The organism is Nocardiopsis lucentensis DSM 44048 (assembly GCF_000341125.1).
GTDB classification, from domain to species: Bacteria; Actinomycetota; Actinomycetes; order Streptosporangiales; family Streptosporangiaceae; genus Nocardiopsis; species Nocardiopsis lucentensis.
In genome coordinates this window covers 1-7,607 of record NZ_ANBC01000710.1, presented here as the reverse complement: position 1 = coordinate 7,607, position 7,607 = coordinate 1, and the positions used below count along the sequence as shown (strand labels likewise).

Annotated in this window: 11 protein-coding genes and 1 pseudogene; 2 read left to right on the top strand and 10 right to left on the bottom strand. The window is 67.5% G+C overall.

Annotated elements, in window-relative coordinates; all coding sequences use genetic code 11:
* From D471_RS0124905 to D471_RS0124875, 7 genes and pseudogenes are all read right to left on the bottom strand, one after another.
* Positions 1–260, bottom strand: a pseudogene (locus D471_RS0124905) (hypothetical protein); the annotation flags it as partial.
* A gap of 26 nt (positions 261–286) precedes the next feature.
* The gene (locus tag D471_RS0124900) at positions 287–862 is read right to left on the bottom strand and encodes an SAF domain-containing protein (RefSeq protein ID WP_017601132.1); all 576 of its coding nucleotides are present in this window, start codon (positions 860–862) and stop codon (positions 287–289) included.
* Between the two features lie 88 nt (positions 863–950).
* Positions 951–1,748: a hypothetical protein gene (locus D471_RS42050; RefSeq protein WP_017601131.1), complete on the bottom strand. Its 798-nt coding sequence runs from the start codon at positions 1,746–1,748 to the stop codon at positions 951–953.
* A complete protein-coding gene (locus D471_RS0124890) occupies positions 1,742–2,113 on the bottom strand; it encodes a hypothetical protein (RefSeq protein ID WP_017601130.1) in 372 nt (123 codons plus the stop codon). The genes D471_RS42050 and D471_RS0124890 overlap by 7 nt, the downstream gene beginning before the upstream one ends.
* A 421-nt stretch (positions 2,114–2,534) precedes the next feature.
* Positions 2,535–3,032, bottom strand: a complete 498-nt coding sequence (locus tag D471_RS0124885) for an ATP-binding protein (protein ID WP_026128048.1) — start codon at positions 3,030–3,032, stop codon at positions 2,535–2,537.
* An 11-nt stretch (positions 3,033–3,043) separates the two neighbouring features.
* A complete protein-coding gene (locus D471_RS40985; protein WP_152486437.1) occupies positions 3,044–3,442 on the bottom strand; it encodes a hypothetical protein in 399 nt (132 codons plus the stop codon).
* A 152-nt stretch (positions 3,443–3,594) separates the two neighbouring features.
* Positions 3,595–4,011 carry an ATP-binding protein gene (locus D471_RS0124875; RefSeq protein ID WP_040691145.1) on the bottom strand — a complete coding sequence of 139 codons (417 nt, stop codon included), beginning with the start codon at positions 4,009–4,011 and terminating at the stop codon, positions 3,595–3,597.
* Positions 4,012–4,385: 374 nt separating this feature from the next.
* On the opposite strand from D471_RS0124875, the gene D471_RS0124870 reads away from it, so the two are divergent.
* Positions 4,386–5,276, top strand: a complete 891-nt coding sequence (locus D471_RS0124870) for a helix-turn-helix domain-containing protein (RefSeq protein ID WP_241479705.1) — start codon at positions 4,386–4,388, stop codon at positions 5,274–5,276.
* On the top strand, positions 5,273–5,623 hold the full coding sequence (locus D471_RS0124865) for a DUF397 domain-containing protein (protein ID WP_017601125.1): 351 nt from the start codon (positions 5,273–5,275) through the stop codon (positions 5,621–5,623). The genes D471_RS0124870 and D471_RS0124865 overlap by 4 nt, the downstream gene beginning before the upstream one ends.
* A 117-nt stretch (positions 5,624–5,740) precedes the next feature.
* On the opposite strand, the gene D471_RS0124860 is transcribed toward D471_RS0124865, so the two are convergent.
* The 3 genes from D471_RS0124860 to D471_RS0124850 all read right to left on the bottom strand — a co-directional run.
* On the bottom strand, positions 5,741–6,229 hold the full coding sequence (locus D471_RS0124860) for an NUDIX hydrolase (RefSeq protein WP_017601124.1): 489 nt from the start codon (positions 6,227–6,229) through the stop codon (positions 5,741–5,743).
* A gap of 2 nt (positions 6,230–6,231) precedes the next feature.
* On the bottom strand, positions 6,232–7,251 hold the full coding sequence (locus D471_RS0124855; RefSeq protein WP_017601123.1) for a sulfotransferase: 1,020 nt from the start codon (positions 7,249–7,251) through the stop codon (positions 6,232–6,234).
* Between the two features lie 37 nt (positions 7,252–7,288).
* A partial coding sequence (locus D471_RS0124850) for a phosphotransferase (protein ID WP_017601122.1) occupies positions 7,289–7,607 on the bottom strand: 319 nt, incomplete at its 5' end.

Sequence of the window (7,607 nt, the reverse complement as noted above, 5' to 3'; positions counted from 1 at the left end):
GCGGCGTGGCGGAGCAGGACCCGCCGAGTTCCCCCCTCCTGGACCACGACCGGGTCCGAGCTGGCGCGCACGGACGCCGCCAGCGAGACCAGCCCCGGGCGACCGGTGATCCGGTGCCAGGTGGTCAGGTCGCCCCCGCTGACATCGGCTTCCACCAGCACCGGGACGGTGAGCGGACCGGCGGGCCACAAGGCCGCCAACCCCGTCGCCAGGGTGGTGACCCCTGGAGCGCCCGAGAACGAGCACACCGCGATGATCATGCGTTTCCCCTCGTCGATCCGTTGTCCTACTGCCCGGGCGTCAGCGCCAGGCGCGTCCCCGGTTCATTCACGACCCGGGCCGCCTCCGCGACGTCGCCGACGTCCACGAGCAGCTCGATGACCCGTGAGCCGCTCAACTCCCCCTCGTCCCCCACCGAGTGCAGGCGTGCGGGTAGCAGCTCGCCGTCCTCGGACTCGTCACCGTTCCCGCCGCCGACGATCAGCAGCGGAGCGCCCTCACGCGCGGAGACCGGGAACATCCCGGGTGGGGCGTCGACCGACAGCACGGCCTGCCCGGAGCCGGGCCAGTCGGTGGTGTCGGCGAGCATCGGTTCGGTCAGGACCGTCCCGGCGGGGACCGGTACCGCCGCCGTCGCGCCGACGACGCCGTCAGCGGGGACCAGGTCCAGGGCCTCCACGCCCAGGGCGTGCACCACCCGGACGTCGGTGTCGGTCAGTACGTCACCGGCCGCGATGTCGGTGGCCGTGACCAGCATGGGGACGCGCTCCTCCTCGTGTGCCGCAGCCCAGGCGGCGACGATTCCACCCAGGAACACGACCGCGATCCCGGCGAAGGGCCGCTTCCACCCCCGGCGGCGCACCGGGGTCAGGCGTGATTTCCCTCTGACTCGACCGGTTGTGTGGGGTTCGTTCACCGTCGTCGTCACGTTTTCTCCGTCCGTGGGGTTCTCAGCCGCCGGTCACCAGAGCGTGGACCTCGCGCACCCGGACGCCTCTGGACGCGCTGGTCGTCAACGGGTCCAGGGATCCTCCGCCGCCGGTGGTGGTCGTCCACTCCACGGTCCACGTGAGGGTGGCGGTGACGGGGAACCGTCCGTGCGGTTGGCCGGTGGAGGCGCGGGTGTAGGTGTGGCCGCAGTCGGGCGAGGGGGCTCCGGCGTCATCGAAGCTGGCGGAGAAGACGGTGCCAGGGCCGTCGCATTCGACGACCGTGCCGTCTCCCATGTCCCACCGGACGGTGTCCGGCGTGGCGGTCACCGTCACCGAACCGGACGAGACCGACGCCGTCGCGCTGACCGGTTCCCACTGGGCGCCGTCCACCCAGAGCCAGAGGGGGAAGTGAACGATCGACGTCGCGTCGAAACCGGGCGAGGCATCGACCGACAGCCGAGGAAGCGACATGGAGGCCCGCGACTGTTCGGCGACGGCGCGCGGGCTGATGGTCGGCTCCTCGCTGCCCGATGCGGGCTCCACCCACGCCGTACAGGTCCACACCGCCTTGTCCTCGCCCTCCTCGCACGCTGGTTCGGAGGAGGTCTCGGCTAGCGCGCCACCGTTCCCGGATCGCGAACCACCACCGGACGGGCCGCGTTGCTGGTGGGACTCCGCGAAGGCTGTGCAGCCGGTCGCCTCGCAGGAGACATTGCCCTTGAAGTCCGCGTCAGTGGGAAACGGGGCTGCTGGAAGTGGGGCGACCAGCAGGTGGGCCAGAGATCCGACGGCCAGGAGGCGCACCAGGCTCAGCACGAGTCATCCCCCCACACCTGCATCTCGGTGACCCACCAGGAGAAGACGTCGCGAGTGACCTTGGCATCGATGCGGACATTGTCTGATCGGGGTTCGGACTCCCCGACGACCCTCCAGTCACCCGCGCCCTGGCAGTCCCTGATCACCACCGTGGTCGGATCGTCGGTTGGCTCGGCTGAGATCACCTCGGGTGCGGGAACAGGCTCGCCCTCCATGCCGTAGCCCGCATCGGCCACCCCCTGGACACCCTGTTGCGCCAACTCCAGCGCCTGGCCGGTGGCGTGTTCCGCCAACTCCGGGTGGTCCGGGTCCATCTCCTCCGAAGCCAGCACGATCGCGCCCCAAAACCGCAGGTAAACGGCCATGGCTTCGTCCTCTGGAGTCACCTCCGAAGGTTCCGTTTCCACTGGGGTTGTTGAGGATTGGACGACTGGTTCGGCGTCCGTCGAACTCTCGACGGAGCACCCCGACATGAGGACAAGACCGAGAGCGGGCAGCACAAATCCGCGCAACACCAAGAAGCACTCCTTTGAGTGATTAACCAATCACTCTTAGCGATCATGGTGAACGTAGCTCTTTGAATGCCCTATCCACAAGCGGTTTCGGACAGCTCGCCAGCGAAAGGTTGTGGACAAGATCACAGAACCGGGATGTCCAACTCGGCATCCTGCGAAAACACAGTTGGATGCGGAGGAGGGGCAACGGTCTGGCACCTCCCTGAGTACACGAGATCGGGCGGCACCCACCGTGGGCACCGCCCGGTCTCTACCAGGGTCAAGCAACCAATCAGCGTGCGAGGACAAACCTCCCCAGCCCGTCCGGGGCCTGGTCGGAGGCGACGTTGAAGGTCGCCCACACCCCGATACCGAGTTCAGGGCCGCCCGGTCCCACCGGGTAGTAGCCCCATTCCTCGGCGAGGATGTCGACCAGCGCCAGGCCGCGCTGCCCCTCGGCCATGTCCCAGTCCTCGACGGTGCGATCGGTCGGGATGCGCGGCAGGCTGATCCCACCGCCTTCGTCGACGATCGCCAGCCACAGCGTGGCCGGGGTCGGCATTGCCAGGGCGCGGAGGAACTCCGATCCATCCGGCGCGTACTTGACGGCGTTGGCGGCCAGCTCGGCCGCGCACAGCTGCATGGTGTCCACCAGGTCGGAGTCGAACCCCGTCAGGTCAGCCGCCAGGTCACGGCGCACCAGGCCCACCTGAGCGAGGTTCGCGGTGTAGACGCGGTGGTCCCACCAGGTCACGGCGCGGACAGGTGGTGCGAGAACGGTTGCGTTCATAGTCTGCCCCCTCAGCCGACGGTGTTGAGGTAGGTGCGGATGACGGCTGCCAGGTCACCCAGGTCGTCGGGTGCCCGTTCCGTCGGCGCTGCCAGGAGGTCGCCCTCAGGGAGTCGGGGCCGGGGGACCTGTGGCCTGGGGAGCATGTAGGGACGGACGAGCGCACCGCCGATCTCGTCGAGGTCGTTCACGTCCGGGGCTGCCAGCTCCTGCGCGCTGCTCGTGCTGGTGCGCGGCGCCGGGATTCGGGGCGGTTCGGGCGGCGGGGTGATCGCGACCGGTTCGCGCCTCGGCGGGTCGGGGACGAACACGAAGGCCAGGGCAGTCGCCAGGGCCGCTGCGGCGAGGGCCCAGAGCTGTCCCGCGAGGGTTCGATGCCGCCTGCGGTGGCGGCCGGTAGTGTGTTGCACGGTCATCCTCCTGCTGCATTCAGGTGGTTGATCACGCCCCGGCTCGGTGCTCCAACACCGATCGGGGCATCTTCGCGTCTGCCGCTGAGGCGGGTGTCATTGGCCCTGATCGGGCTGCGCTTCCCGTCGTGGCGGCACGTACTTGGCGGCGTTCAGGCGTCCAGGTCGCGGTGGGGGTCGATCAGCGCCCACACGGTCAGCTGACCGCCACGGAAACCGGTCCACCACCACTTCTCCGCCAGCGCCGCCACCAGGCGCAGCCCACGTCCGCATTCCTCCGCGTCGTCCACATGGTCAGCCAGGGTGGGCACGGTGATCGGGCGCAGAGCCCGGGGACCGTCGTCGGTCACGGAGACCAGGACGATCTGGCCGGGCATGACCTCCACGGTGACCTTGACCCGCCCGCACCGGCCGCCCGAGGCCGAATGCAGGACGGAGTTGGTGACGAGCTCGCTGATCACCAACTCGACCGGGGCGGTCTCCGTCTCGTCCAACCCGGTGGCCCCCGCGCACCAGGTTCGGATCCGGCCGACCTGCTCCGGGGTCCCGTCGAAGTACGCGGCAGCCACCCCCGGACGTCCGCTTCTCACGCGCATCGGCAGTCCCGCCACAGCTCGGCGATCCTCGTTCTGACCGCACCGCGGCCGAGGGATGAGGCACCCATCGGGCGGCTGATCTGGGGCTGGTGCGTTGGAGTGGCTCATGGCTGGATCTCCTCAGTCGCAAGAACGCGGGAACGCGCGTGACCACATCGCGCTCCCCCGGACCGGCGCGCACGCCCCGGAAGCACCGAACGTGACACCGGAGGCACTGAGCGCTGACATCGATGATGCGTCAGAGGAAGTTTCCTCGCAATAGCCTTTTGGAAATTTCCAAGAGATCTTCTGAACATGTCCGCGAGGAGACGGGACAGAGGGATACTGGGGGGAGGACGGAGTGTCACATGACCCGCAGGAGGGACCGCCCCATGCCCCAAGAGCAGCACGGCCCCATCGCCAGCCGCCTACTGCTCGGCAAGGCGCTCCAGCAGCTCAGGGACGAGGCCGGACTGAGTGGGGCCGAGGTCGCCAAGCAGATGGGGTTCGGGGCGGCCAAACTGTCGAAGATCGAACGAGGGCAGGCCGCGGTCTCCAAGGCCGACCTCCACCTGTTCTTCCAGGTCCTCAACGTCAGCGACGACGTCCGCCCCACCCTGATCGAACTCGGAGCCCAGTCCCGACGACCACGCCGCAACCGCACCACCACGTTCGAGCAGGAGCTGCCCGGCAAGAACTTCGAGAGGTACCTGGGACTCGAGGAGATCGCGGTCGGTATCAAGGACTGGCATCCCTACCTGATCCCCGGGCTCCTCCAGACCCCCGAGTACGCCCGCGCCCTGATCTCCGCCAACCCGTTGCTGCTTCCCGACCAGGTAGACCACCTCGTACAACTCCGCTTGGAACGCCAACAGACGTTGCACCGAGCAACGGACCCTCTGCAGCTGTGGTCGATCGTCGAGGAGTACGCGCTCCGACGCGTCCTCGGCAGCCAGGAGATCCGCGACGATCAGCTTCGCCACCTGCTCACGATGGGACAGAAGCCCAACGTCAACATCCAGGTCGTCCCTGAGTCCGCCGGTGCGCACGCTGGACTGGACGGCGCCTTCGCGATCCTCGACGCCGGGAACCACCTACCTCCCGTGGTCTACATCGACAGCCGAGGCATGAACACCTACGTCGAAGGAGTGACCGAACTGGCCATCTACAAGGCGACCTACGACCACATCCAGTCCGCCGCGCTCTCCCCGGTACAGTCAGCCGAAGTCATCACGGCGATTCTGGAGGGCACCCGATGAGATGGACCAAGTCCAGCTTCAGCAGTACAGGGGCGACGTGCGTCCAGGTCCGGACCCCGCGCGCGGGCGTGATCGAGATCGGTGACACGAAGAACCCCACGGGCCCCACGCTCACCGTCCCCAACGACGACTGGGAGTACTTCCTCGACCGGGTCGCGCGCGGCACCACCGACTTCGGACGCCTGAGCCTCGGATTCCTCCCCGACGGCGGCTTCACCCTCACCGACACCGGCGCCCCGAACTCCCCCGTGCTCGTCTACACGAAGGCCGAGTGGGATGCCTTCAAGCTCGGGGTCGAGGCCGGAGAGCTGCGCAGCGGGGACCCTCGCGGCGTGCTCGTCAGTTGACAGCATTCGGAAGACATCCGACCGGTTCTCAGAGAAGAATCCGCGCACAGTGGCCAGTCCGTCCACCGACACGTCGCGCGGATCCGTCGTCTCTGAGGACCAGCCGGCTCCTCACGGTCACGGCTCTTTGCCTCTCTCACCCGTCCTGTCCTCCTGGTCCACGAGTTCCACCAAGCCGTGGATGTTCGCTCGAGCGAACTCGGCCAACTGCGATGGGAGCAGGCGGAGAGTGGAGAGCGCCTCCTGCGTAGCGGGGATGGCGACTACCTCGTAGGTACCGCGCCCGGGCTCGACGAACTCGGGCCCGTTGCGCGCGGCCAGGTCCATAGAGGTCAGCCGAGCCGCGAAAACGTGCTGAAGGCCAATGCCGTGCTCAAGCTCGTCGGTGACGAGGAAGACCTGGTGAACCCGATCGATCCGCCCGCCGAGTTCCTCCAGGACCTCACGGTGAAGGGCGGCCTCTACGCTGCTGTCCTCAGGCTCCACCCCACCGCCGACGGCGACCCAGTAGGGATCCTGACCGGGCTTGGTGCGCTTGATGAGGACCAAGCGCCGCTGACTGTCGAACAGGAGGGATCGGGTGCTCTGCTTGACGATCTTGTTCACGTTCACTCCTTGTCAGGTTCGCTGTCGATCCAGGCCAGGAGTTCGGCGACAACCTGCTCCGGTGCCATCCGAAGACTCTCCAACGTCACCGACCGGTATCGCTCCCGGGGAACGTTGGCGAGAATCGCTGAGCTGAACAGGTCATATGCTTCCTCACCGGTCAGCTCTCGACCATCGTGTCGGAACGCGAAACGGTTGCGGGCCAGTGACTCCGCGACCTGTGCCCGGGGGCGTTCGATGTGGATGTAGCGGATGATCGGCCCGAAGAGCTGTTCAAACTGGTGGACCCTGAACGCGTTGAAGGGCGACTTGGTGAGGAATCTCGGCCTGCCGAACACACGGGTGTGGGCGCTGATCGCGTCCCTGAGCAGCCGCTCATCACCGAGCTCGGCGGGAAGAATCTCGTAGGTGTGGCCCGCGAGGTGCCGATAGGTCGGTAGGGCCCTGGCGTAGACGTCCTCGGCTTCGTAGGGCATGACCAGCCCCGGGATGATCCGTGTGGACTTGTTGTCGACGAGCAGGACGTCGCCGGGCATCGACTCGAACAGGCGCCTCTGCGGAACCCCGAGATTTCGTACCGGCCAGGCCCAGCACGTCACGGTGGTGAAGTACGCGAACCGGCCTCGTCGGGCCAGCAGGTTGTACAGGTGACTGGTGCCCGAGCGCGGTGCTCCGAGGACACAGACGACCTGCTGTGGCCTGACCGGAGCCTCCGTTCCCGAGCGAACGAAGGGACGTCTGGCGCGGAGCTCGGCGTCGACGTCGATCCCCTCCGTGATGGGGATGTCGGGTTCGAAGGCAGGAGGGGCCCCGGTGCTCCGAATGCTGTTCAGGCAGGCGGTGACGTACCGCTGGGTGGCTCTCCGCGGAACCCGCCCCTCGATGAAGCGTTCCTCCAGTACCTCCGCCAGCACGTACTGGCGCCGGTCCTCGCTGAACCGGTACATCCTCGTGCGGAACAAGGCCAGGTCGACCCCGATGGGGTCCGGGTGGTGGAGTTGCTCCAGCAGATCGGCCTTCATTTCCGATGCCTTCCTGGATGGTCGAATGTGCTGGGTGTCAAGGTCGAACCTCCGGCCACGGGTACCGGTAGCCGTTGCGACCGACATAGCGAGCGGTGAACAGTCCGTGGATCTCCATCCAGTCGCCGAGGTCGCTCCAGGAGCAGGTGCTCTCTGGGCCTCCCGCGCTCTCGCCGGAGTGGCGGTAGGAGTCGAGCACCCGCGTGTAGAGGGAGTGCGTGAGCGGGCCGTAGGTCATGGCCGCACTCACCAGGAGCTTGGCGAGGTCGTAGCCGAACGGGGCCAGGGTCAGGTCGTCGAAGTCGACCAGGGTGATGTCGGTCCCGTCGACGAGCACGTTTCGAACGTTGCAGTCC

Excerpts from the sequence above, each read along its gene's own strand:
- D471_RS0124890 (WP_017601130.1), bottom strand. The coding sequence starts at position 2,113 with ATGGCCGTTTACCTGCGGTTTTGGGGCGCGATCGTGCTGGCTTCGGAG.
- D471_RS0124885 (WP_026128048.1), bottom strand. The coding sequence starts at position 3,032 with ATGAACGCAACCGTTCTCGCACCACCTGTCCGCGCCGTGACCTGGTGG.
- D471_RS0124870 (WP_241479705.1), top strand. The coding sequence starts at position 4,386 with ATGACCCGCAGGAGGGACCGCCCCATGCCCCAAGAGCAGCACGGCCCC.
- D471_RS0124865 (WP_017601125.1), top strand. The coding sequence starts at position 5,273 with ATGAGATGGACCAAGTCCAGCTTCAGCAGTACAGGGGCGACGTGCGTC.
- D471_RS0124855 (WP_017601123.1), bottom strand. The coding sequence starts at position 7,251 with ATGAAGGCCGATCTGCTGGAGCAACTCCACCACCCGGACCCCATCGGG.